A 25,366-nucleotide genomic window follows, 5' to 3' on the forward strand; every position below is an offset into this window, starting at 1 on the left:
ATCACATCATGAAAAAACCAACGTTCACGCTTCTCGTATTTCTAATGGTATTCGCGATCGGCACGGTCCGGGGCGAAGACCAAACCAAGTCGCGCGGCGTTGTCTCTCGTCCGAACATTGTCTGGATCATCCCTGATGATATGTCCGCGAACTTTTCCTGCTACGGCGAAACGGCGATCGAGACACCCAACGTCGATCGACTTGCCCAGCGTGGCGTCAAGTTTACCAACGCCTATGTCACAGCGCCGGTTTGTTCCACATGCCGATCTGCGTTTATCACCGGGATGTATCAAACCAGTATCGGAGCTCATCACCATCGCAGCGGACGTGGAACTGAAAAAATTCACTTGCCCGCAAACGTCACTCTTGTTCCAAAACTTTTCCAAGATGCCGGCTACCATACCTCGATCACCGGTTGGCCACTGAACGGCAAACTTGGGAAGACCGACTACAATTTCCAATGGGACCAATCGGTCTACGACAGCAACGATTGGCAGGACCGCAAAACGGGGCAACCGTTCTTTGCACAAATTCAAACCGCAGGTGGCAAACTGCGTGGCAAGGACGCAAGCGGCTGGGACAAGACCGCTCGGCAAGCTAAAAAAGAATTGGGCAGCAGCACGCCTATCGATGCTGTCACGTTGCCGCCGTATTACCCCAAACATCCTGACATCGTGCGAGACTGGGCTGCCTATTTGGACTCGGTTCGGTTGACCGATGCGATGGTGGGCGAAGTGCTCGAGCGACTCAGGCGCGAAGGCGTGCTCGAGAACACCTTGGTGCTGTTCATGACGGATCATGGCATCAGCCACGCTCGCGGCAAACAATTCTTGTACGACGAAGGGCTTCACGTGCCGTTGGTGATTGCGGGTCCAGGCGTGAAACCAGCCACGGTCCGCGACGACGTGGTCGAGCATATCGATATCGCGGCTCTCTCGCTGGCGGCGGCGGGAATCGAAATCCCAAATATCATGCAAGCCAAAGATATTCTGGCAAGCGACTACGAACCGCGTGAATCGGTGTTTGCTGCCCGCGACCGCTGTGACGAAACGGTGGATCACATGCGTTCGGTGCGAACCAAGGAATTCAAATACATCCGTAACTTTTTGCCAAACCGTCCCTATTTGCAACCTTGTGCCTACAAAGATGCCAAGGGGATCTTGATCGCGCTGCGTGAATATCACGCCGCAGGCAAATTAAACGAAGTCCAAGAATTGTTGTTTCGCGAAGTGCGGCCTGGCGAAGAACTTTACGACGTCAAAAACGATCCTCACGAGATTCATAATTTGGCGGGGGATCCGGCGTACGCGGAACAACTGAGTGACCTTCGCGATCGTCTGGACCGCTGGATGGAAGAGACCGGCGACCAAGGACGTCAACTGGAATCGACCAAGATGTACGACAGTGACATGAAGGTCTACACCGACCGCCTCGACTCGCCCAAATTTGATCCTGCACATTTGAAGGAAGTCCAAGACAATATCGCGCTCATGAAGAAATGGGCCGCCGAAGGCAAGTAGGCCGGCTTGCATCGCTCATTCGATGTTGCTGGATTAGCCGTCACAAATTCCCCATTCACATTGCGAGCACGATTTGATGAACCATGATCTCCGAAAACAAAACGGGCCTGACCCCATGCCGCAGCCTGCGATGGCAATCCCGAACTGGATTGGCAAGTTTGCCTTTTTAGCCCTCGTGATAGGCTGCCTGTTTGCCGGACTACCATCGGTGTCTGCCGAGGAGCAAGCATCCACGGGGCGGCCCAATATCCTTTGGATTTTCTCCGAAGACTTGTCACCGTTCATGGGATGTTATGACGATCCGATCAATGCGGGGCACACGCCAGCGATTGATCAACTGGCCGCCGATGGAGTGTTATTCAAGCGAGCGTATGTGCCGGCGCCCGTCTGTTCCGCGTGCCGCTCGGCCATGATTACTGGCGTCATGCAAACCACGACCGGAACGCACCAACATCGCTCGGGACGGACCAACGAAGGGCAAGTGGTTCCGCCAGACACTCAGATTCATCTTCCTAAAGGAATGAAGACGATCCCCGAATTGATGCGAGCAGCGGGCTACTTTACTTTCAACAGCGGCAAAGACGACTACAACTTTCACTACGATCGTCGAGCCATGTACAGCGTTGGCAGCAAAGACGATTACAAGGCCGGCATGAACGGATGGCAGGGAAACAAAGCCCGCCATTCCTTGTCGATCACCGAAGACACCTGGAACGCTCGCGAGAACAAAGAGCAACCGTGGTTCGGACAAATTGAAATCATGGGCGGTAAAGCGAACACCAAACATACTCGCAAAGGAGAGGTGCTGGCGGACAATGATGTTCCACTACCACCATATTTCCCGGACACCCCGGCGCTTCGCAAATCATGGACGACGCATTACAACGCCGCTCGTGGTGCCGATGCCCGCGTCGAAGCGATCCTGGATCAATTGAAAGCGGACGGAGAAATGGAAAACACGATTGTGTTCTTCTTTTCGGACCATGGCAGCAACCATTCGCTGCGTCACAAACAATTCTGCTATGAAGGCGGCGTCCATATTCCGCTCATGATCAAGGGCAAACACCCAGCGTTGAAAGCGGGTACGGTTCGCAACGAGATCATCACGGCACTGGACATTACGGCGACCACGCTGGCGATGGCGGGTGTTTCACTGCCGAATTATCTCGATGGCCAGGATCTGTTTAGCAGCGAATACAAACCGGTCAAATATGTGATCTCGGCTCGCGATCGATGCGATTACACGATCGACCGCATTCGCACGGTCCGCTCGGATCAACTGCGTTACATTCGCAATTTCTATCCAGACCGCCCGCTGCTGCAAGCACAATATCGCGACAAGAAGAAAGAGGTTCTTGATCTGAAACGATTGCATCAAGCCGGTGAGCTGAGCAATTATCTAGAACAACATTGGTTCGGTGTACGGCCAAATGAGGAACTTTACGACATCGCCAGCGATCCGCATCAAATGAATAATCTGGCCGAAGATCCTCAGTACGCCGATGCACTCCGCGAACATCGCAAGGTTCTGGACAAGTGGATTCACGAAACGAACGATCAAGGTCAGTATCCTGAATCGGTAGTCCAGTTGAAAGCGACCTACGATTTATGGAAAGACAAACCGGTGTTTAAGAACGCGGACGTCAATCCAGAATACGATCAATTTCGCAAGTAGAGAGTGGCTTGATCAACACATTCCCGAATTAAGTTGGGCGTAAATCAACCAGTAGAGACGCCCGTGCTTTCGGCCTTCGAATGCAATCTGTAATGAGCGGATCAATCAACAACAGTCAAACGTTTGTGCGATGCGAATAAAGCCAAGTCAGAACAGGAACAATTCCCCCATGGATTCGAAAAAAAGAAGTCGCAAGATTTGGCGACCGATGGTAATCGTTTGTGCGTGGCTTGTGTGCAACTCGAGTGCGGCGATCCATGCGGATCAGCCCAATGTCGTTATCTTATTGGCCGACGATCTCGGCTGGGGAGCGGTCAGCTACCATGCGGACTGGGCCGAGACACCTCATATCGACAAACTGGCGAGCGAAGGTGTTGAGTTGGATCGATTTTACGTTGCACCCATGTGCACTCCGACGCGTGCGGGATTGATGACAGGCCGCTATCCCATCCGCTTCGGTTTGGCCCGAGCGGTGATCCCGCCGCAACGTAATTTTGGTTTGCCGGTCCAAGAACGAACGTTGGCCGATGCACTCGGCAACGTCGGTTACAAACATCGCGGCATCTTTGGCAAATGGCATTTGGGACACCATCAAGCCAAATGGCACCCACTGGCTCGCGGCTTCACCCACTTTGAAGGCCACTACAACGGTGCGATTGACTATTTCGATCTGACTCGCGATGGCGAACGCGACTGGCATGTCAATTACGAACCCTCAAAGAAACAAGGTTACGCGACGGATCTGATCACCGATGCCGCGTGTGAATTCATCGCCACGGCAGCAAGCGACGAAGCGCCGTACTTCTGCTACGTACCGTTTAATGCACCGCATTCGCCATTCCAGGCCAAACCAGAAGACATCGCACGTTATGCCAAGGATGGAAAGCCCAAAAACGCCGACGTGTACAGGGCGATGGTTTGGAGCATGGACCAGGGGATCGGCAAGATATTGGAGGCAATCGATGCCTCGGGAGAGGCCGACAACACGCAAGTCTGGTTCTTCAGCGACAATGGCGGTGTGGGACAGTTCCCTGCGAACAATCAACCGCTGCACGGCAGCAAGCTGACGACATTCGAAGGTGGCGTTCGTGTCCCCGCGTGTGTGCGTTGGCCAACGAAGTGGAAGGGCGGCCGCAAGTTAGAAAACACCGTCGGATACATCGACGTGCTGCCTACCGTCCTGGCGAGCGCAGGCGTTGACCCTGCAAAGGGAGCAATCGAAGGCCGAGAACTTGATGGTGTCAGCCTGTGCGGGTTGCTGGAAGGGGCGGATTCGAAGTTTCCTGAACGTGATTGGTATTCGTATCACGGCCAAAACGGCGCGGACAAAGAAACGATTGCGATCAAAACGCCGGATTGGAAATTGGTGATCATCGGTCCCGATGTTCGCGGCGGAGCTTTGACCAAGCAGCACCAAACTCATCTCTACAAGATGCCAGACGATCTGTTGGAAAAGCACAACCTCGCCGATCAGCAACCGAAAGTAGTCGACGAATTGTTCAAGAAATTGCAGCAGTACCGTTCGCTACAACCCGACGACGCAATAACCACCTTCCGTGTCGGGGCGAAGGGTTTCAAGCCTTGGAAAGATTGGCGGATTGAGCCACCGGCATCGAAATAAGGGACGCGAATGTTCGAGCCCCCCGACATCAGGCCATACTGCAACAATACCCCCTTCTAGCCGTTTGAAAACGAAGTCCTAATCATGAAGACACTTATTGCGACAGCGGCAGTATTAACACTCGCACTCAGTGGCCTTGCGGCGACGGAAGTGCGTGGCGCGACCCCGGACAAGCCGAACATTCTGTTTATCGCGGTGGATGACCTGCGTCCTGAACTGGGGTGTTATGGATCCGAGATCGCAGTGACGCCGAATATGGACGCGTTGGCTAAGGCAGGACTGCGTTTCAATCGTGCCTACTGTCAACAGGCAATCTGCGGGCCGTCACGAGCGAGCCTGCTGACGGGAACAAGGCCCGATACCAACGGAATCACCCACAACTATGTCAAGATTCGCGAACTGAATCCCGACATCGTCACGTTGCCTCAGCATTTTGGTGTCAACGGTTACGACACCGTCTATATGGGGAAGATTTTTCATCACGGCGATTTGGACGAGGCGTCTTGGAACCGTCAACCGTCGAAGAACCGTCCCGAAGTCCGCAACTTAAAAAAGCCGGTTAACTTTGCGTTGCCTGAAAACAAAAAAAGTCAAATGGATACCCGCAAGCAAATGATCGCCAAGTATGGCGACGTCGCAAAGTTGGGGCTGGCGATGGGGCCCGCGTACGAGAGTGCCGATGTGCCCGACAATACTTATGGTTATGGCTACCACACCGATCTGGCGATCGCGACGCTCAAAGATTTGGTCGCCGAAGACGACAAACCATTCTTCTTGGCGCTCGGGTTCAACAAACCACACTTGAACTGGGTTGCCCCCAAACGTTACTGGGATATGTATGACCGTGACGCGATTCCAATGGCCACGCAGACCGAAGGACCACAGGATGGAGCTGCTGTTGGGCTGCATCCTTCCTTTGAACTGCGTGTCCGCAGCGGGATCCCCAAGCTCGGCGCCATTGATCCTCAACTCGCTCGCACTCTCAAACACGCCTATTTGGCTTGCGTCAGTTACGTCGATGCGCAGGTCGGCCGCATGATTGCCGCGTTGGACGAAGCGGGCGTTCGCGACAACACGATCATTATCCTGTGGAGCGATCACGGGTACCATCTCGGCGATATGGGAATGTGGTGCAAAGCCACCAACTACGAACTTGCCACACGTGTTCCGATGATGATTTGGACGCCCGACATGCCGGCCGCAAGTCAAGGGAAGTCTACCGACGCTCTGGTCGAACTGGTCGACATCTATCCGACGCTTTGTGACCTGGCCGTGATCGAACAACCCGCTCATTTAGAAGGAACGAGCTTCAAACCATTGATCAGGAATCCTGCCAAGGAATGGAAAACCGCGGCGTTCAATCAATTCCCCAGCCCGGCGTTGCGAGAGTGGGGATCGTTTCCGATCCGGCCTGCCATGCGTGAAACGTACTTCGGGCCGCTGCTTGACCAAGTCGAAGATCGCATCGAGAAACAGATGGGAGCCAAGTGGGATCGCGAACTGTTTGAACACGACTTAACCGGTTACGCGATGCGAACCGACCACTACCGACTGGTCGCTTGGAAGGACACGAAACACCCCGATGCGGCACCACTGTTCACGGAGCTGTACGATCATGGATCCGACCCCGCAGAAACTAAAAACGTGGCCGCAGAAAACCCCGAATTGGTTGCCGAACTGCTGACGCAACTCGACAGGGGCTGGAAAGCCGCAGTACCCGCTGCACAAGATGCCAATTGACATCACCGGGGCACAGCCATTGAACTGATGCTGCTGAATGAGAGGTCGAACTTGCTAGCGTTCGCGACGCAAGCCTAGGCGGCTAAAAGTTTGAGACTGACACGACCTTTCGACGATCCATTTTGACGTCGTTCTTGTTCCAGTGTTTCGCGAAGGGGTAGTCACGAGATGTGTAGGACAATGAGGAATCGCGTTTGGAGCTATCGCCCAATGTCATCTACTCGGGTAGCGGCACGGGGCGAGCCGTCCGGTTGCGGCGAGTAAAACCTTCGAATTAGACCGGACGGCTGCGGCTTGTTGATTTAGTGAGCCGCTCGCGCGTGAGCGGCCGGGTTCCACGCATTACCCGGTGCCTTACGGCCCACGGCTCACTTGTGCGACTTGCATTTCGATTAAATCAACAGCCCGCTTGCGCCGCACCGCTACAAACGCCACCCGTTTAGTGCCAAAGTAGATGGCATTTGCCTATCGCCTGCCGTCGCTAACTCGACTAAGAATCCAAACTCAACGTGCGTAAACTTAATGTCCACGCTACACCAAAATTTTTAGCAAACCAGCGTTCGGCCAATTCCATCTACTTTGGTAGCGACACGTCCCGAGCCGAGCCGTCCGGTTGCGGCGAGTAAAACGTTCGATCTCGACCGGGCGGCTTGAGTTGCTCCGCTAAAAATCCCCCCGTTTATTGCCAAAGGAACTGGCAGTGGGCGTTCGGTCGCTTGTCATTGTGATTGCCCATTCGAGGTGACGTGACATGCCTTGCGGTCGCTCTCTATTCCCCTCGAAGATCACGGTGTGTCGCAAAACATTATCACCTTGTCGCAAAATATTAATAACGCCAAACGGACGGACTCTATGATTATTGACGTCTTAGTTTGACTTCTTTTGCCAGCGGTTCAGGCTCTTCGGGAAGCGGCACAGAGAAGGAGTTGCAGCAACAACTTCAAGCAGAACGGACTCGCGATCCACAATTATCACGCGGCCTATAGCCAAGTGCCATTTCACGGGACCAGCACCCAGCCCGGAACCACTTCAAACTATTTCACCCCTTCGACGCTTGGAAACCAATTTCACTTTAGCATGCTGGCGCCGGCTCTGCCGCTCGATAAGCCGCAAGCGATGTGAGAGAAGATTTCCAACCCAACGAAGTCATAATATTTGCCCATCAAGACACCTTGAATGGCACATGCAGTTCTTTTTCCTGTTTTCTGGTTGGCGTCTTCCGCCAGCCTCCCTTCTTTTCTTCAAAAGGTAGTGATCATGAATGGTACGAGAGTCAACCGCGGTTTCACCTTGGTGGAATTGCTAGTCGTCATCGCAATTATCGGAGTGCTCGTCGGCTTGTTATTGCCGGCGGTACAGGCGGCTCGCGAGGCTGCCCGGCGGATGAGCTGCAGCAACAATTTCAAGCAGCTAGGTCTTGGAATACACAATTACCACTCCGCGTACGACCAAGTGCCCACCCACGGTACAGGGACGATTCTCCCGACCCCAGGCCTTCAGTGGTGGCAGACCACTCCGCTCAGCAACAACATGCAGTTGAGCATGTTGGTCGGCGTGCTTCCGTTTGTCGAACAGCAAGCCATGTGGGAGCAGATTTCCAATCCAAGTCAGGTTGGCGGAACTTGGAACGCGATGGGCCCCACCCCCGATGAAATCAGCTATTTGCCATGGACGATCGACCTCCCATCGTACCGCTGCCCCAGCGATCCCGGAGTGGGTCTTCCCGCGTTGGGCCGTACCAATTACGCAGCCTGCATTGGTGATTCGTGCGACGAAACGGCATACGGCCCTTGGCCCAACGCACGAACGATCGGTATGACACGAACACGTGCACAAACAGCTCAATCAGCTCACCGTGGCTTTTTTAAACCGTTTGACGTAACGAAGTTCCGTGATTGCTTGGATGGACTGGCAAACACCATCGCGATGGGCGAGATCGCAACCTCGCTTGGGGACAAAGACAATCGGACAGTTCTGCCTAACTTCACCGCAGGTAACAATAACGCAACGATGACCGTGATTCGTGATAACCCGAAAGCTTGCCAGGGTGTGATTGATCCTGCTCGCCCTCGTTTTTGGACCACCGATAGCCGGCCAACGCGTGCTCGTGGTTATCGCTGGGCCGATGCCAAGACCATTTTCTCTGGTATGACCACGATTTTGCCACCTAATAGCGAGATTTGCTCGCGTACCAATGGCGACGACTTGAACCTGGTTGGATCGGTATCAAGCTATCACCAAGGCGGCGGCCATGTGTTGATGGGTGACGGCGCGGTGAAATTTATCACGGACTCGATCGAAGCGGGCAACTCGAGTGCCGGCATGGTGTGGGCGTCGGGCACAGGAACTCAGGCTCCTGGTTCCCAAAGTCCCTATGGGCTGTGGGGTGCACTGGGAACTCGTGGGAGCAAAGAGGTTATCAGCGAATTCTAGTGCTGGAAGTCTTTTCATTTTACATGTCACATCGAAGGCGGCGTCGGCATAATCAGCGACCGACGCCTTCCTCATTCCCATCAACCAAAGGTGTTCCATTGAAACGCTTCCTATTAATCAATTTGTTTCTTTTCAGCTTTCTTCCATTGCTGTCGGGTTGCAGTGATCCTAAACCCACTTCTGTAACGGAAGGCTTGTCGCCCTCGGCCATCGAGGAATACAAGGCCAACGAGAAGAAACTGATGGAAGAAACCGAGAAGTCGATGAAATAGACATCAGAGTCGCTACTCGTTGTATTTGATTTACGACTCCGAAGGCACTGCTCGCAAAGCTAACATTTGCGACGGTGCCTTCGGTTTTTTCATGCACTAAACAGGTAGGCAAGGGATCCTATACAGACGAAGCATATTGTTCGCTTAATCGACCAGGCTCGGGCCGCTCTGTTACGGATTCTGTCCCGTTTCGCTCAGGATGCGGCCGCTGTTGGTCGTGTCCCCTTCGTCGGTAAGCTGAATCACGGCACCTTTTTTCGCCGTGCTGAACAACCGCACGGTGTGACCGGATCGATTCAGCGAGGCGGCACCAAACCGATCAGGAATCGCAATCACCGCGCCATCAATCATCCCAGCTGCCAAGGCGTCCAGACCGATGTCGTGCATCCGGCATCCGAACAAGTAGACGTCACGTGTGTTCTCGGTCCCCACGATGCGTCCCGGTTTGTTGCTGGATGAACCATCCCGTGCCTTCCACGTCGGCAATTCAAGCACAACGCCGTGGAAAGACAAATTGGATGCGTGATCCAATACGATCGCATCGTTGTTATAGGTGCGGATGCAGCCGCCAAAAAACGAATGCCCATTCAAGTCGGCTCGTTTTCCCGCCGTTCGCCCATCGATGTACAGCGCCGCGGTGCCAAAGTACTGTGAGCCCCGATCGTGATGATCGTTTGCAAACAGACGGCAACCGTGGAACTGGGTCCCCGATAGACCGGGACCATCTTCGTGGTCCGAACCGAGCAAAGCCACACCGACATCGCCCATGAAGGACGAATTCCAAAACGCGTTGTAGTCAGGGTTATCGCCCAGCCCACGCGAAACGATGCTCATCCCTGCCTTGCCCCAGTGCCCAAAGACCTGCACATCACGAACGGTGCCCGCGAACGAATCATCGATCAGCAAACCGACATCACAATCCGAGCGTTGATCCAAGACTGGCGTGGTTCGCTTCCCGTTGGCATCGATCACGATCATATCCAGAGCAATCGCCAACTGCTGGATCGAAAAGCTCGACTGCGGCTGAGTTTTCAGTGCATAACTCAGCGTCTTAAAGCGATCGCGACGGAGGGTTTGGATCGATCGGTTGGCGGTGCCACGAAACAACAGCGTTGTGCCCGGCAACTGGTGTCGTTTTCCGTCCGCAAAATACTCTTTGTCATCACGCAGCGGAAACGCGCCAAGTGCCGGCGAACCGTCGCCAGTCAATCGGGCGCTGCGAGGCAGATCGATTCCGTCGCTGATCACATAAACGCCTGCGGGAAAATGAACATGTGGCGAAGCAGCAAACGCCGCCCGAATCGCCTCGGTGTCATCCGCCACCGCATCTCCTTTGGCCCCAAAGTCACGCACATTCACAGCGGCATTCGCCGACGCCAGGCTCAGTAAAAACAGCCCCCCACAAGCGACGACCTGCAGCGGCCAGCAAAAACAAGAAATCAATTTGGACGTCATCGAAACAGAACTCAGCAGCACAAAGGAATTTTGAAACGCCAAGTATAGTCCACTCGATTCGCCAGTTCGGTAGGCCGGATCAAGTCGCCCAAAGCGACGCAGATCCGGCTGAAGCGAGAATGATGGCGAATTCGTTGCTGCCGCGATCCCCGGATCTCCGCTCCGCCGCGATCCGGCCTACTACGTCCGGCCGACGGGAAACAGTTACAATGGCGAGGATATTCAAACCTCCTGGAGATTACTGCGAGATATGACACGTCACCTTTTGATTTGCTTGGTCCTGTGCTTTTCGGCTTCCAATGCGATCCTGTCCTTGGCGGCCGATTCGCCCGCCAAAATTCCGCTTTGGGCGGACGGTGCTCCTGGATCGGTCGAGCGAATGAATGAACTCGAGAAATTGGAAGGGAGTAACGTCAGCAACGTGCATCACCCCTCGATTACCCCTTACTTGCCCGCCGCAGGCCAATCCACTGGCACCGCCATTTTGATCGCTCCCGGCGGCGGCCACCAGAAACTTTGTTTGGGGCACGAGGGCGATGCACTGGCGAAGTGGTTTGCGGAGCATGGCATCGCGGCGTTTGTGCTGCGATATCGACTCTGCCGCGAACCCGATTCGCCTTACACATTAGAAGGCCATGCGATGGATGACACACGCCGGGCGATTCGCACGGTGCGGGCCAACGCGGCAGAGTGGAAGATCAATCCGGATCGCATTGGCATCGTCGGCTTTTCGGCCGGAGGCGAATTGGCTGCATATTCGGCGATGACCCCCGAGGACGGCGACCCGCAATGCGATGACCCGGTCGAGCGAGTCAGCAGTCGCCCCGATTTCCAGGGGCTGATCTACCCCGGCAAATCGAGCACATTCACGGTAAAGCCCGGCATGCCGCCCGCCTTCATCGCTTTTGGTTTTCATGATCGCGATGACATCTCGATTGGGATGGCCAAGGTGTACCTGCAATACAAGGAAGCCGATGTGCCTTGTGAAATGCATGTCTACAGTAGCGCCGGTCACGGCTTCGGATTCCGTCCCGACTCAACGAGTGCCGCCGGCGATTGGCCGCAGCGAATGTGTGACTGGTTGGTCGATACCAAGTTGTTGGAAAAGAACAAGCATCCATGATCCCCGTTTGGTACCCACGAAAACGAGGCTTCGTTTTTAACGAATCGTATCGAACCCCACGGCCCCAGCGTCCGCGGCTGATGCTAATTGCGGATCGCTACTCTTGGTTAGGAACCGTCCAAGTGTCGGTTCGGAAGGACGATGCCGGAAGTCCTTCCTGATTGCTGAGATTAGGTAAATCTGCGTTGCCCCACCCGAAACGCACAGCAGCCGGTGCAGCGACTTGTTCGCTCCGAACGATGATCGTGTCTTCGTCGATAGTCGCTTCGGCAGGCACAAATTCCTTGTCCTCGCCTGCGATGGTGAAGTGGGTCAGTTGCTTACCGTCACGACTGGCTAGGCCCGAGCCGACATGATCAAATGACAACCGAATTTGGCCGTCTTGGATTTTCATGGATCGATAGACCGGCCCCGAATCGACGAGGTCCGATTTTCCGTAGGTTCGGCGGAGTGCTAACCGCGCCAATCGTTCGCCCACCGGCTTTTTCGGTTTCGGGTGAATATTGGTCTCGTTACCAATATCCATCGTTACCGCCATTCCAGTATTGGGGACCGACAACGTCATCGATTGAGCTTCGCGCAACAGCGCCGCCGGGTACGGACTGGTTTTATAGCTGAACGGAGCGATTTGGACAAAGTAAAAGGGAAAGTCACCGATGCCCCATTGGTCCCGCCAATCACGAATCATTGCGGGAAACAGTTTTCGGTACTGCAATGGATGCTCGACATTCGATTCGCCTTGATACCAAATCACGCCACGGATTGCGTAGGGCGTTAGTGGCTTGATCATGCTGTTGTAAAGCACCGAGGGAAGCCGTTGGTTCATCCCCTTGGGTAACTTCTGGGAACGTGAATGCAGTGCACCTTGTTCGTCGATGATTGCTCGGTAACTTACCAGCGGTTCGTTAAACTCGGGAAACTGTTCTCGCAACGTTGCCTGACTCGTCCACGCTTCGGCGGAGGATCCGCCCCAGTTAGTCGAAACCAAACCGATGGGAACATTCAGCTCTTGATGCAGTCGTGAGCCAAAGAAATAGGCTACTGCACTGAAGTTGTATGCCGACGAAGGATTGCAAACGGACCACTTGGTTCGTACGTCCTGCTGTTCTTCCAAAGCGATGACTTGTGGTACATCACAGAAGCGGATGTTGGGAAAATTGGCATTGGCAACGTCATCTTTAAATTGTTCCGCTCCGAATCCACGCAGCTTCCACTGCATATTGGATTGTCCCGAACAAATCCAAACTTCGCCGATCAGGACGTTGGTGAGCGTGATAGTGGCGTCAACACATTGGACCTGGATTTCATGCGGGCCGCCTGCTGCGGGCGTGGCGAGCGAAGTCCGCCAATGGCCTTCGGAATCCGCGGTCACGCGAGTCGCACGATCATTCCAAGAGGGTGTGACAGTGACTTCGGCGTCGGCAGGAGCGTTGCCCCAAATCGCAGCGTCGGTGTCTCGCTGCAGCACCATGTTGTCGCCAAAGACGCCCGACAACTGTAATGTCTGAACCTGTGGTTTTTCAGCGAACAGTGGATTGCTGGTCGCGGCGAGGACGAGACCGAACATCAAACCTAGCGAGGGGAGCAGCCTTCGCGAGATGACGAGAGAGTTTAATGACGTGGGGATGCCGACTTTGCGATGGGGGTTCGATGGGAGTCTGGTCATGTTCTCTGCGTCCTGGGTGCTCTGTCGTAATCGGATCGGAACTCTTTTGTGAGTTCTGCCAAGGACGAATTGTAATCATTGACGATTGTTTTGTGGCGAACGTTCGCGGTCGAGCGGTTTGCGTTCCCCCTCTCGCCGATGGAGGTCGTGCCGTTAAAGCCAAGTGACATCAACCACTTGCTTCACCCTCCCAGCTTGGAGACGGCTGATTTAGTACGACATCAGTGCTTTTATGTTAGCCGTTTGGGCACTAGCCAGGCCGCTAGACCATTGGACTTATCGTGATTTTTGGTTGCGCAGCTTTTCTGCCACCTCTCCACCAACTTCGTTGGTGGAGAGGTAACTGCAGTATAGGCTGGAAGAAAAACTCACCCATAACATCCGAAGCAACACGAAAAATTTAGCAGTCCGAGGCTATCGCCAATGCGAAACGCTGTAAAGTATTTTGTAGCGGAGCTCGTCAACGACTTGTTGATTTAGTGAGCCGCTCGCGCGTGAGCGGCTGGGTATAACGCATTACCCGGTGTCTTACGGCCCACGGCTCACAGTTGCGTTTTGCATTTTGATTAAATCAACTGTCGTTTCGAAGCAAACGCCAGGATGGCGGCGAATAGGGTGAGCAACAAAAGCAACAATGCGGTCTGCCAAAGAGCAAGTCGATGTTGCAAACCAAACTCGAGATCGAGTTCCAAAGGTTCGTTTTCGGCGACTTGCACACTGCGACTAAACGTATAGACCACGCCTTCTTCGGGCAGACTGATGATGATCGCTTGTGGAGCCGGGTCGGTGGTGTGTTGGTGCTGGACCAAGCGTCCCGCAATCTGCCCGAGAACCGCGTTGTCTTCCGTGCTGTTTCCGCGAAGCAGTTCGCTGAGCTGTTGCGGATGAAAATTCACTGCGTCTTGGTGCAGGATGGGGTTGTCCGACGCCGCTTCACGGAATTGTTGGTTGTCGGCCAACGTCGTGTCACTCGGTTTGTTGTCGAGATAAATTCGTTGACGACGGGTATTCAAACCGACGATCGCTTGCTGCGTTTGTAAATTCTCAAGCTGCACACGTGCGTCTTCATTCGAAGCGGCGTCCAGTGCGTATTGGTTGGCGACACTGCTGAGTGCCCGCCGAGCCTTGGCTTGTTCACCGGCCTGGATCAATTGATTCGCTTGCTCAAGCAACTTGGTAGCCTGTTGTGCTTGGACTTGTCGCTTGCCGCTGCTTTTCGACAGGTAGGACGTTCGGTTGTATTCTTCCTGATTGGCTTGCCGGACAAGTTCCAGATTACCGTCGTTGTCGATCAGCTCGAATCCCTTGGGGGCGACGACATTCCACTGGATGTTCTCGAGCGGCACATTCATTTGAGGACTGGCAAGCTTCAAGTTGCGGAGATCGTTCTGGCGGGTAGGGCGATCGCCTGCGACCGAATAGACAAAGCGAACCTTCGCCGTGCGGTCGTCGATGCCCGGAAGGATGTAGAACTGCCACACATTGCCATTGCCCTTCAGGCGAATCGAATTCACACTTTCGCCATTAACAAAAATACTGAATAGCTCGCCGCCCTTGGGCAAACCGACGCTCAGGCTGCTGCGTTGGATGACTTCCATGTTGGCTTCGACAGCGGTCAGTTGATTGCCGGTCGATGACAACACCGTGGTAAACGTGCCGCTGGCTACACGAAGTTTCAGAGCGTCGGCTAATGAATGGCGTTTGACGACAATGTTCAGTGAGTTTTCCGGAGTCACGGCCCGTAGCACGAGAGCCGGCGCGGTCCGGTTTCCCGCATCTCGGAGCGTTTGGGGAACAGTGTTCCAATCAGCCCGCTGCCAGCCTTGAGTCAGCGTATCGTGCTCTAATTCCAGTCGACCGCCGGCGCGGACGCCAAAGTAGTACGACAACTGGCGGGCGCCGGGGAATTCTGCGGGGATCAAGACTTCGTTTTCCTGCTTCGAACTTGACTGCGATGGGGTTTGCCCATTTACGGACAGACTCTCGCGATCGCCGCGCCGTTCGTATTCAATTCGGAATTGGATCCTGCCGATCACGTGCCGTTTGAACTGAACCTCCCAGATGTTTGAATCGGGTGCCGTTCGTACAAAATCGCTGACGGTGTCACCGCTGGCTCGCAGCGTCTTGATCTCGTCTTCGTCGGTAATCGGCAACGCGATCGAAAGCGTGCGAATCGAAGCATTCTGCACATTAAAATCAGCGATCAAGGCGGATCGTGTCTGACCTTCGCGTAACGTGATCTCATGCAAGACTTGCCCCGTCACCCAGGGTTCGAGTTTTTCGATACCGAGCACCAGATCCCAGTCACGCTGTAACAGGCGAAAAGCCAGCGAGCCCTGAACTTGGCCACCCATGCTGCGTGGATCGGTCTCCGATACATTCTGGCGTGACACTGTCCTCAGCCGAATGCCGGTAGTGGGTCTAACAACCAATTCCCCGGTTTGACGCGTCGCTTCGTTCAACTCAAATCGCGGTATCTGCCAGTCGCCTGGATCGGTCGGCGCCGTCCCAGACAGCGTCAGAGAGAAACTCTGTGAACCGATCGTCTTGCCACTTAAATGCAGAACGATCTGTCGCTGGTCCCCTTCGCTGAGTTCGGCCCAGTGATGCAGCGCAGCGCCCGTGAGTGACTCGACTTCGAGTCCAGCAGGCAATGGAAAACTCAATTGAAACAAGCCGGTTCGAGAAATTTCGGCTGCGAAATTGATGCCCAAGACCACCCGCTCATCACCGAGCGACAGCACTTGCTTGCTGATCACGCGAACTTCCGACTCGACCGGTGCCACACGCAAAGTCAGCTCTCCACCCTCGGCACCGTACCGATAAACCCGATGCAGAACCGCTTGTTTGTTGAGAATCAAAGACGCATCAAAATCGCCCAAATTGACCGCCGACATTCCTTGCGATTCCAATTTTTCAGGTTGGGCATCGGGCCCAAACGCAATCGCCACGAGACCGACTTCACCACCAGCGTCCGCGACTCGCAGTGGAGCCAGGGTGACGTCCGCAGGCAGCGAATCGAGGCCCCGCTGCGTATCGATGATGACATTGAATGGCTGTGACTGAGCCGGTTCGATTTCCAGTTTCAAGCGACCACGATCGGCGTCGAATTGCCAGGAACCGACCGGACCGTCCACCGCGCTGACGGTCAAACCTTTGGGAACAAGCACCGCCAATTCACTCAACTGACCTTGCGAGGTTCGGATGTGAAGACGATGGCGTCCATCGACGACGCCCGGACCTGGCATATAGAGGTTCGAGGTTTCCACGAAAAAATGGGTCTCCTCGGTGGTGACGTCACGAGCTTTCGGTTTCAGGATGACGCTGGCTTTTCCAGTGCCAAGAAGCAGATTCACCTTGGTTGTCTGGTCGTCCGAATCGACCGCTTCCACGCGGACTGCTGTGGGGCTAACGACATCCCATCCGGCCTCGTCGTAGCTAAGATTGATTTCCTGAACGGCAGCGGTACCAGTCAACACGGGCACGCCTTCGAGCGGTTTGATCGCTTCGAGCTGATACTCAAACGTGGCCTTATACTCGGCCGCTTTAATTGGCTCTGAATCCTCTTCCACCTCCGACGCTTCTTTGTTAACCGGAATGCTGATGATATAGGTCAGACCTTCGCCAGGCACCTCTTGTTTGGATAGACGCAGACCTTTGCCATCGAAACGAGTCAGTACCGCTGGCGTTCTCAGCAACAGAAAACGGTCCCCCGGTTGCCCGGACAAAGTGATCGTTCCATTTGCGTTCAGACGCGAATCCTGATGTGTCATCCGCCACTGCTGCTTGATCGAATCAGCAGTTTCAAAACTTGCTGGGTCCGCTGCCGAAACAGAAGAGCTTGCGAATGAAAGAACCAGGGCCAACAGAATCATGACCGGCGTGAACGTGATGCCGGGTTCCGCGTCGGGGTTATCGGTTCCATCGGCTTCCTTTTTTGTCTTCGGATTCTGGGCGATGTTGCGTAGCCAACGACCGATGCCACGAGTCGAGTCGAGTGCGGGCCGAAGGATTAGCAGAATTAGAATCCCGAGGGCAAGCAGGGCATAAAACCATGGCGCACCGCCGCCTTGCAGCAGTATCCCCAACGCGACCAGAAACATGCCAATCCAGCGACTTATCGTTCGAAGCCTGGCATCGTTGATGAAGAAAGACCAAGCAATCGCGACGATGCCACCCAGCAGTGCACCAAGGCCGGTCCAGGAGAGATCAATCCGCCAAAGCGGCGTGTTTTGCACCTCAAGCTGAATGGTTTCTCCAGCCGACAGAATCGGCAGACTGAGTTGCAACGGAACCGCTGATCCTATCTGTGATAGCGCCGCGATAGCCGTTGCGACGGATACGACAATGGCGATGGCCAGGCTGAGCAGCCCTAATGCAGGCCAAGCTGCCGACTTATTACACGCCCAGATTCCAATGACGGTGAACAAACCGATCACGATCAAGGCGACCATTCCGTGCTTGGCCACCCAATTAAAACCGGACGCCCGGGTCACAGGTACCGATGGAGTAAAGGTTCCGCCACTGGGTACGAGCACATGTTTTTCATCACCAACGATATTCCATTGTGTTTTCAGTACCGGCGCAAAAACGATCGGCAACATGAGTACGGGATTGGATTCGTCGACGGTCGGTTTGCCCAAGCTAAGTCGGACCTCGATCGGAAGGTTGGGATTGATTCCACCGGGAAGAGGAATCAACGTGGCGTCCTCCGCTTGCCGCGCGGTTGCAACCTGGCCATTGACGGACACTTTCCAAAGACGGACCGGATCGCCGGGCAGCTTGACCCTCAGCGTGCGTTGTCCACGTGATTTGACATAGTACAACACGTCGGTCACCAGTTCACCGTCCTGCGAAACACGACTGTTCACCTCCGAAAATTCCACCACCTGAGTCAATGTGGTGCCGGGTTGGAACCAGTTCACTTTCAGATTCAAATCGAACGGACGTTCGGTGTACTGCCAAGTACCTAGCGGAGGCGCGGTGCTGAGCAGACGAAACTCGGCGGGCAACTCCAACGGATCGAGTTTCAGCATGTCATCAGAAAGGGAGACCGTATTGATTTCCACCTGCATGGGGCTGACGACTTGGATGTAACCGCGTTCGCCCTGCACGCCCAGCGGAGCAATTTGTCCGGCCTGGAATGAGCCTTCGTTTTCGTTAGGCTTTTCTTCAAACGTCACCAACAAGGTGTAAGCCCCCATCACGGGCTGGTGAAGAGAAACGATCAGAGTGTCATCCTCTCTGCGCCACGTACGCACGTCTTGGCCATCGACCATCACATTGCCGAGCGCCGCGGGTACTGTAATTCTCCATTCGGATACCGGAGCGCCGGTGACGAAGTAATTGACTAGCGCGCTGCCATACACTGTTTCCTGGCTCAGCGAGTAAAGATGGAACACATCGGACTGCACACTCCGCTCAAGCAGCTCGATTCGCATACTGGCTGACCATCCAGGCTCACGGATGCGAAAGGCTTGCTGGAGTCCTGCGGTAGGCTTGGGAAAGTAGGACAACGGCTTTTCCACCAGCAGATCGGCCTCCTCAACCGCGATCCGAAAACCGGGACCGCCAATGATTCCGATGTCGCCACGAACCGCTTTCGCACCGGGATATTCGATACGTGGCAAAACCCAATTTCCAGCGGCCGCGGCTTCACTTTTTTCCAGGTGCAACGTCACAAGCTGGCGTCCCCCAACATCTTGGTCAAACATGACTTTCAAGTTGCGACGACCGTCGGCGACTTCCGTCGCTGCGATGTAGTCCGCAACGCTAGCGCCGGTCACCGAGACGATGGAATAGTCGGCTGGAATCCCAAAATCCCACTCGCGAATCGGCGCTTCGCGAACGTCCAATTCGATATCCGCCTTGATCACACGGTCGGCTTCCGCCAACTGATACAGCACCAGTTGCGAGATGCTCACTTCGGGTTGGATTCGATCCGCAGCAATGGTGAAGTCGTGATCCGCCGAAGGAAAACGGTAAACAAAAACCTGTCGTGCCTCGGTTGGCTCGCCGGGGAATTGCTCCGGTGCCAACTGAGTCAATCCGCTCAGACCTGTCGGCTCGACACGTACCGACCCCAAATTGGAAAGCCGCAGAAAGCCGGAATGCCGGATCGCCCCTGTCGGATTCAGTCGCAGTCCTTCAACACGCACGGGAAACGCACCAAGCGGCGTTTGGCTTCGCACCTTGATCTGGCTCGCCCCCGTCATCGGTTGGCTCAGAGTGATGTCCAGCTGACGATCTTCGGCTTTGCCGCTCACTTTCCAAGCAACGATTTTATCGCCTTGGACGTCGAGTATTTCGCCTGGACCGCGCATCAGAATGCTCAAGGCTTTCAGCTCGCCCTGAAGCACCTGGTAGTCAATCTGATGATCCTGACGCAGTAGCCCCACGCCAACCAGTGCTTCGACATGCCCGGTGGTGGTGAAAAACAACTTTCCATCACCAGCTTTGCGGGCAGTCTTCCATTGCAACCGAGCGTGACCGTTTGCAGGCAAGAATCCCAACCAATCATCTTTGTCTCGCAGTGGCACGACCGATTGTTGATCGCGGTTAAATTCGAGATCCGAGTCGAGTCCGCTGAGTGTTAAAGGAACGACGGCGCTGGCAGCGATTGTAAAATCGATACGGTGTCCATTGCTGTCGGGCGAAACCAACGTAGCGACAAAGTTGAGTGTCACTGGATACGTGCCAGCCTTGTCAAACGCAAGTTTGTAGACCGGATGTTCATTTTCAGTGGAAAGACGCAAGCGATAGTTCGAATCAGCGGGCACTTCGCTAACGGCCGCATCGCCCGAAAGAATTGTAATTTCCGCGTTGTCCTCGGAAATGACGGCGGTGCTGCGAAGCTGAAAGCCCACCGATTCGCCGTTGGGATGTACCGTCCCTTTCAAAGTGGTATCGATCAGTTCCACCGGTGCAGGTGACACACCGCTACGATTGAGCGAAAGTTTGAGTTGACCACCGGTCGTAGTCTGAAAACGGTTTGCGCCTCCATCGCTATCGAGCGGTGCAAAGCCAGTGGCCTCCGTGACGTTTCCCTCCACGGCTGGGTCGTACTCGATACGGACCGTCGAGTTAAAACCAACGGATTCACCGGGGGTGAGGTGTGTCAGCTCGATCTCGCTGGGAAGTTTCAATTTGGCCTGGGGCGAACGGATGGAGATCACCGCTTTCGCATCCGTAGCATCCTCTTTGAGATGCAGATCTAGGAATCGATCGGAACCAACTTGGCGTACGGACCACGACTCAACGCTATCGCCAGCGACAGCGGTCACCTGTCCCTCGCCGCTGAGTCCAAGACTCAATCGCTTCGCAACACCCTGGATCACTTTGATGGCTAATTGAATCTCTTGCTCGATGTGGTCTGTTTGCACCTGCACGGCGGCATCGGCCGTAGCGGTATAGAAGAGAGTCGGCACTGGTAAATGTCCGCGAGCTTCGACAACGATCGTGCCGGTACCATCACGACCAATGGAACTGCTGATGCTGGCTTGATCCTTGTCATCCTGAGCAACACAGGGAAGATTCAACATGCTCGCAAAGCAAGCAAGTCCTAGCAGAACCATGGGTCTGGCGTGTGGCAAGGTTGTCGTTTTCATGAGTGGATGCTTCTTGGAGTACGTTGGTTTCGACTCTTCTTCGCGTCTACGTTGGTGATGGAAGTTCATTCGACTGTCCTACTTTTTGTTTTCCCCATATTTGTGAGCCGACGGCGTTTGCCGCGGGCCTCTTCTTGCCGACGATTTACCGAGCGACAGCCCGATGCTAGCGCGTTCGGCTCACAAAATGGGGCAGTCGAATTAACGACAATTAATCGTACGGTTTACTCTCCGCTCACTTGCCGGGCTTGTTGAATCATCAATTGCAACTGAGCAACTCGATCGGAATTGCGATCTTGTTCGGGCAATCCGGCAATCAGATTGGACAGCGTCTTCAGATCCACCGTTTCCCCCAACGCTTCGCCGTGGAGCTTTGCCGCGAACAAGGCGGCGGAGGCAGCCAGACGCAGTGACGGTGTCGTTTGTTCCAGACGTGGGGTGTTGGGTTCGTACGGAATCGGCCAACGGTTTTCGATCATCTGTCCCGTCGATAGATCGCGAAATCGCACCGAAACGGAACCGACATCGCCTTCACCGTCCGCTTTCGCTTCGAATTGATACAACGCCACGCCTGCTTCCGCCGCCGCCATTTCGGCCGCGTCGACGTTGTCGTTGCGGAAGTCTTCTTGTTTGAGACGATGTTTTTCGAAGCCCAGCAACTTGTAACGGCCCACTCGTCTTGGATTGAACTCGACTTGCACTTTTACGTTCTTGGCCGAGGGACGCAGTGCCCCAGCAATCTGACTTGCAAACCCATCATCAGCAGCTTCACGTGAATCCAGCAAGTAGTAACGACCGTCGCCCTTGCGAGCGAGGGCTTCGAGTATTTCATCGTTCAATCCATCGGCGCTGATCCCCGCCGCATCGAAAGCGATACCTGCGACTCGCATCGTCGTGATCATCTGCGACAGACGTTCGGGGTTGGCATCGCCAAGGTTCACGGCTCCATCGGTGAGCAAAATGACCCGGTTTTGGGCATTATCAACGTGTTGTTCCAGGGCCTTTTCAAAGGCCAACTGCAAAGCGGCTTCGAGATTCGTGCCCCCTTCACTGGGCAAGTTGTCAACGAGTTCAACGAGCTGGCTCGATTGGTCGCCGCTGACCTTGTCGGCCAATAATCGCGGCTGACGTGCGAAGCTGATCAGCGTGACTTGATCAATCGCCTTAAGTTGTTGAGCCAACAGGGCGAAGGCGCGGCGTACCGTTTGTTGCCGATCGATGCGTTCCATCGAACCCGAGTTATCAAGCAGAAAAGTCAATCGCAGCGGCGTATTGCTCGCACGTCCCGCCGCAGCGGTCCGCATCGAAACTCGCAGCAAGTTTCGTTGTTGCAGGAATGGATGAATCGACTGTTCGACGCGGCAGGCGACTTTCTCGCTTTGGCTTGGCATTGGATCGCCGTAGTCGAAAGCGTTGACAAATTCTTCTATCCGCACCTTGACAGCCTCAGGCCATGATCCGCTGGCGAGTGCCGCACGGGCTAGCTTGAATGAAACATCGCTGACGTGCAGCGAGAACGTGGAAAAGGCTTCTTCCGCCGCATTCTTTTCGTCGAACCCGGCTGGTGAAACGATTGGGGCAACGGTTGTTCTAATTGGATCATTCGTTTGCAGCTCTCTGATCTTCCCTAACTTGATCGGCGGTTCTACGTACCGATAGACCGGGCCGGGTGAGTCGGCGGGCGACTCGCCATATCGCCGAAGTGATTCATCACTTTTGGACTTCTCGCTTCGAGCGATGCGGACCGAATCGATTTCGAATCGATCGCTGAGTTCGTTGGGCAGCGCAAGACGGCTTCTGGAGACATTTTCCGCGACACGATCGGCAACCTCCTTTTTCTCAATCATCTGTCGTGGCGTGCCCAAAGGATCTGCCCCGTCATAGCGGCCGTACCCATCGCTTTCTGTCCATTTGCTGATATTCGCCTCATCCTCAACCATATCCACTTCTTTACCGGCGATCGGTGCATCGCTGGAGAAGCCTTTGGAGTACTGCAGGGCAGTGCCACCTCGCAGCCCTGACGACAAATCGTCTGCCGCAGACATTTGCCCCGATTCCCCAGCATCTCGATTTACCGCCCCACCAAACATGACTCGCCCCGTCCGAGCGGAGAAACCTTCGACAACGTCGTCTGCCTCTTGTTCGGATAGTAATTGCCCCGATTCTTTCGCCCACAGCCCACGCGATGCAGGTTCGCTAGAAACCTCCGGCAACTTCGCTGCACGCATGTCTTCCATGCCTAAGCCCGCAATGGATGGACTTGTAAGCTTACTATCGCCAGCACTCTGCAATCCAAAATCCTTTGCTCCCGATTCAAAGGTGGACCATGTTCGCGCCCCCCATTCGCCATCGAACTCAACGGCAGTGTTGCCTGTTACGCTGTGAGGAATGAGAGCGAAGTCACTCACAATAGGCTGCGACAACTCAGGACGACGGCCATTGTCGGCCAGTCGTGGCGAAACACTCTCGCTCTCCTCCAATAACTTCTCCTGCAACTCCGCTTCGCGTTTTGGCAATTTGAACTCGGGGCCTGACGAGAAATACTGGACATCGTCCTGCAGGTAGTAGGGGGACGGCAGGGCCTTGTCCGTACTGACGCTGAGGCTCTCGCGAATCGCCGAAAGGGCTGATTTCGAACTGTTGCCGTACTCCCTGTCTCCAACATTTTTTGTTGCTGCGGAACTAAAATGATCATCACTAGCAGTTCCGGTAACCGCACCATCGATCATGACGGCATCGTAATCGGATAAGAGGTCCTCCCCAACCATGGATTCCGACGAGTCGAAGAAGCTAGGAACGCCCATCCCGGCGTCTTGGGCCCTACTAGCTACACGAGCATATTGGATACTTGGCATCAACATACTCACGCCGAATCCCGCGATCAGCAGCACAGCGGCCACCTTAGCAATATTGCCCAGAAACCTCCGCCGCTTCGACCTGCGTTTACCAACCAACTTACTGGGCTGATCCCCGGACTTACTGGCGAGTCGAATCGCTGGCGGCTCGCTTGCCTCGCCGTTAATGAACGCCAGTACTGCGTCGCGTTTTTCCGCAGGCAGTTGCCAATTAACGTCTTTGGCATCCCATTCGCCCTTGCCGACGTCGCGCATCAATCCATGCACACGTTCGATTTCGTCTTTGAAAGCAGCGAGCTCGGCGTTCTCATCAATAAGTCGAAGCAACTGATCACGCTCAAAGTCGGAAGCTTCGCCCAAAACGAGCGCAACAATACGAGCTTCGAGTTCCGGATCAATCAACGGTTTGTTTGGTTCTTCATTCATGAATTTTCATCGATTCCGAGTGGACGCAATTTGCCAGCCAACTCTTTCAAGATGTGGTGCAGGCGATACCCGACGTTGCCAATACTGAGACCTGTTTGGGCACTGATGTCGCGATACTTCAGATCTTTGAAATACTTCAGCTTCACCAGCTGGCGATCGGTCTCGTCAAGATCCGCGAGCATTTTTCGCAGCGTTCCCGTCGCCTCCATTCGCAGCACCATTGCCTCGGGCGAGTCCGCTTCGCGATCGGACGTTTGCGTTGCGCTGTTGTCGCTGCCCAGCACTTCTCGGCGGTTATCGCGGATGTGGGTGTAGACGCGATTGCGTACACTCCGGAACAACCAAGCCCTGGGAGAATCGATTTCGTCCCAGTGAATATGCAGTTGCAAGAACACTTCTTGCACGATTTCCTCGGCCACCGCACGGCGACCGCTGAGGGAAAATGCATATCGCAACAGGGACGTCTCCTCGCTGTCAAACAAAGTCCGTACGCTGAGCTCCGTTTCAACATTGGGCTCCGTTTCATCATCGGAGCTCGGCTTGTAGACTCGGGGAGTCGGTTTCAACATTCACTCGATTCGCTGCGTCTTGGCTGTCTTGGATCACGACGAGTTCATCTTCTCAAAAGGAAAGACGCGACACAGCTAGATTTATTAGAGATTTTCCGCCAGTTTTCTCGAAATACATCCACCGGCTGAATACAGCCACGAAGTGGCGACACGTTGTAGCCATGGGCGTCAGTCCATGGATTACGAACACGTCGCGCACAAATAGTCCCGAAGGGACGATAGGAGCCCCCATCCCCCACGATTCATGTCGCCCCTTCGGGGCTGTGCAATCGCGTTTGCCCCCGCATCCACGGGCTCTCGCCCGTGGCTACACCCGGCCGTCCCTTCGGGACTGAATACCGCCACGAAGTGGCGACAGGCTGTTGCCATGGGCGTCAGCCTGTCGCCACTTTCGCAGTTCCTTG

General features: G+C 54.7%; 13 protein-coding genes. 8 read left to right on the forward strand and 5 right to left on the reverse strand.

Features of this window, described 5'->3' with window-relative positions:
* Positions 1–8: 8 nt before the first annotated feature.
* The 7 genes from SH528x_RS31900 (at position 9) to SH528x_RS31930 (ending at position 9,261) form a co-directional block, all read left to right on the forward strand.
* Positions 9–1,520 (forward strand): sulfatase family protein, encoded by a 1,512-nt coding sequence (locus SH528x_RS31900; RefSeq protein WP_442507457.1) that lies wholly within the window; start codon positions 9–11, stop codon positions 1,518–1,520.
* Between the two features lie 76 nt (positions 1,521–1,596).
* Positions 1,597–3,195, forward strand: coding sequence for a sulfatase family protein (locus SH528x_RS31905; RefSeq protein WP_442507458.1), 1,599 nt, complete (start codon positions 1,597–1,599; stop codon positions 3,193–3,195).
* Between the two features lie 169 nt (positions 3,196–3,364).
* Complete coding sequence (locus SH528x_RS31910) at positions 3,365–4,816, forward strand: sulfatase-like hydrolase/transferase (protein WP_442507459.1); 1,452 nt, start codon at positions 3,365–3,367, stop codon at positions 4,814–4,816.
* A gap of 84 nt (positions 4,817–4,900) precedes the next feature.
* Positions 4,901–6,556, forward strand: a complete 1,656-nt coding sequence (locus SH528x_RS31915; protein WP_442507460.1) for a sulfatase — start codon at positions 4,901–4,903, stop codon at positions 6,554–6,556.
* Positions 6,557–7,438: 882 nt separating this feature from the next.
* Entirely contained in the window at positions 7,439–7,678 is a 240-nt protein-coding gene (locus tag SH528x_RS31920) for a DUF1559 family PulG-like putative transporter (protein WP_442507461.1), read from the forward strand.
* A 135-nt stretch (positions 7,679–7,813) separates the two neighbouring features.
* Positions 7,814–8,989, forward strand: coding sequence for a DUF1559 family PulG-like putative transporter (locus SH528x_RS31925; protein WP_442507462.1), 1,176 nt, complete (start codon positions 7,814–7,816; stop codon positions 8,987–8,989).
* 98 nt (positions 8,990–9,087) lie between these two features.
* Positions 9,088–9,261: a hypothetical protein gene (locus tag SH528x_RS31930; RefSeq protein WP_442507463.1), complete on the forward strand. Its 174-nt coding sequence runs from the start codon at positions 9,088–9,090 to the stop codon at positions 9,259–9,261.
* A gap of 171 nt (positions 9,262–9,432) precedes the next feature.
* On the opposite strand, the gene SH528x_RS31935 is transcribed toward SH528x_RS31930, so the two are convergent.
* The gene (locus tag SH528x_RS31935) at positions 9,433–10,716 is read right to left on the reverse strand and encodes a glycosyl hydrolase family 28-related protein (protein ID WP_442507464.1); all 1,284 of its coding nucleotides are present in this window, start codon (positions 10,714–10,716) and stop codon (positions 9,433–9,435) included.
* 250 nt (positions 10,717–10,966) lie between these two features.
* Here SH528x_RS31935 and SH528x_RS31940 point away from each other — a divergent pair, with 250 nt between their 5' ends.
* On the forward strand, positions 10,967–11,839 hold the full coding sequence (locus tag SH528x_RS31940; RefSeq protein ID WP_442507465.1) for an alpha/beta hydrolase: 873 nt from the start codon (positions 10,967–10,969) through the stop codon (positions 11,837–11,839).
* A gap of 97 nt (positions 11,840–11,936) precedes the next feature.
* On the opposite strand, the gene SH528x_RS31945 is transcribed toward SH528x_RS31940, so the two are convergent.
* From SH528x_RS31945 to SH528x_RS31960, 4 genes are all read right to left on the reverse strand, one after another.
* Positions 11,937–13,505, reverse strand: coding sequence for a sialate O-acetylesterase (locus SH528x_RS31945; protein WP_442507466.1), 1,569 nt, complete (start codon positions 13,503–13,505; stop codon positions 11,937–11,939).
* A gap of 566 nt (positions 13,506–14,071) precedes the next feature.
* The gene (locus SH528x_RS31950; protein WP_442507467.1) at positions 14,072–21,112 is read right to left on the reverse strand and encodes a hypothetical protein; all 7,041 of its coding nucleotides are present in this window, start codon (positions 21,110–21,112) and stop codon (positions 14,072–14,074) included.
* A 224-nt stretch (positions 21,113–21,336) separates the two neighbouring features.
* Entirely contained in the window at positions 21,337–24,393 is a 3,057-nt protein-coding gene (locus SH528x_RS31955) for a vWA domain-containing protein (protein ID WP_442507468.1), read from the reverse strand.
* Positions 24,390–24,962 (reverse strand): RNA polymerase sigma factor, encoded by a 573-nt coding sequence (locus SH528x_RS31960; protein ID WP_442507469.1) that lies wholly within the window; start codon positions 24,960–24,962, stop codon positions 24,390–24,392. Before SH528x_RS31960 ends, SH528x_RS31955 begins: the two co-directional genes overlap by 4 nt.
* Between the last annotated feature and the right edge of the window lie 404 nt (positions 24,963–25,366).

The organism is Novipirellula methanifontis (assembly GCF_052161655.1).
Classification (GTDB): domain Bacteria; phylum Planctomycetota; class Planctomycetia; order Pirellulales; family Pirellulaceae; genus Novipirellula.

Bases quoted from the DNA above. Each gene is read 5' to 3' on its own strand.
- SH528x_RS31915 (WP_442507460.1), top strand. From the start codon at position 4,901: ATGAAGACACTTATTGCGACAGCGGCAGTATTAACACTCGCACTCAGT.
- SH528x_RS31955 (WP_442507468.1), bottom strand. From the start codon at position 24,393: ATGAATGAAGAACCAAACAAACCGTTGATTGATCCGGAACTCGAAGCT.
- SH528x_RS31925 (WP_442507462.1), top strand. From the start codon at position 7,814: ATGAATGGTACGAGAGTCAACCGCGGTTTCACCTTGGTGGAATTGCTA.
- SH528x_RS31940 (WP_442507465.1), top strand. From the start codon at position 10,967: ATGACACGTCACCTTTTGATTTGCTTGGTCCTGTGCTTTTCGGCTTCC.
- SH528x_RS31900 (WP_442507457.1), top strand. From the start codon at position 9: ATGAAAAAACCAACGTTCACGCTTCTCGTATTTCTAATGGTATTCGCG.
- SH528x_RS31945 (WP_442507466.1), bottom strand. From the start codon at position 13,505: ATGACCAGACTCCCATCGAACCCCCATCGCAAAGTCGGCATCCCCACG.
- SH528x_RS31910 (WP_442507459.1), top strand. From the start codon at position 3,365: ATGGATTCGAAAAAAAGAAGTCGCAAGATTTGGCGACCGATGGTAATC.
- SH528x_RS31905 (WP_442507458.1), top strand. From the start codon at position 1,597: ATGAACCATGATCTCCGAAAACAAAACGGGCCTGACCCCATGCCGCAG.
- SH528x_RS31960 (WP_442507469.1), bottom strand. From the start codon at position 24,962: ATGTTGAAACCGACTCCCCGAGTCTACAAGCCGAGCTCCGATGATGAA.
- SH528x_RS31935 (WP_442507464.1), bottom strand. From the start codon at position 10,716: ATGACGTCCAAATTGATTTCTTGTTTTTGCTGGCCGCTGCAGGTCGTC.
- SH528x_RS31950 (WP_442507467.1), bottom strand. From the start codon at position 21,112: ATGAAAACGACAACCTTGCCACACGCCAGACCCATGGTTCTGCTAGGA.